Here is a 565-nt window from a genome sequence, read left to right as displayed (position 1 = left end):
CTGCCCGCCGCGCCTGCGCCACCCTCTTCCTCTGAAGTTCGCGTGAGGCGGGGAGGGCTGCAGGTTTACCGCAGCGCAATCATCGCAATACCTGCGGCAATCAGCACCGCCCAGCCCAGCCGGCTGAGACCGCGCGGCTCCTTCAGCACCAGCGCCGCCAGGATCACAGACACCGGGATCGACACCTGCCGCACCGCGCTTACCGCCGCCGCCTCGGCGCCCAGCTGAAACACCCGCAGGATCAAGAGGTACGACAGGTAGGACGACAGCCCGGCAAACAGGATGCGCCAGGGGTTCTGCGCCCAGCCGCGCACCACGCCTAGCAGCGGCGCCGACTGCCCCCTATCCTCCCAGGCGCGCAACGCCCCCATCGCCAGCGTCACCAGGATATAGGTCCAGAACAGGAACGGCGCGCTGGCTGCTCCTTGCATCGCTGCCGCGTCGGAGATCGAATAGGCAGCCGACCCCAGCATCGCCATCCCCGCCATGGCAAAGGCGCGCGGGTCATCCAGCAACCGCCCCTTGCCCTTCTGGATCATCAGCCCGGCCCAGATGATCAGCCCCA

At 68.1% G+C, this 565-nt stretch carries 1 protein-coding gene; it reads right to left on the bottom strand.

Translation table 11 applies throughout. The annotated features are described in order from the left end of the window. Positions 1 to 65 precede the first annotated feature (65 nt). Positions 66 to 565: EamA family transporter (locus RA25_RS21945; RefSeq protein ID WP_039175039.1), on the bottom strand; the 500-nt coding region annotated here is incomplete at its 5' end.

This window comes from Leisingera sp. ANG-S5 (assembly GCF_000813925.1).
GTDB lineage: Bacteria > Pseudomonadota > Alphaproteobacteria > Rhodobacterales > Rhodobacteraceae > Leisingera.
The sequence above is the reverse complement of the archived record's forward strand: the minus strand, read 5'-3'. Positions and strand labels throughout refer to the sequence as shown.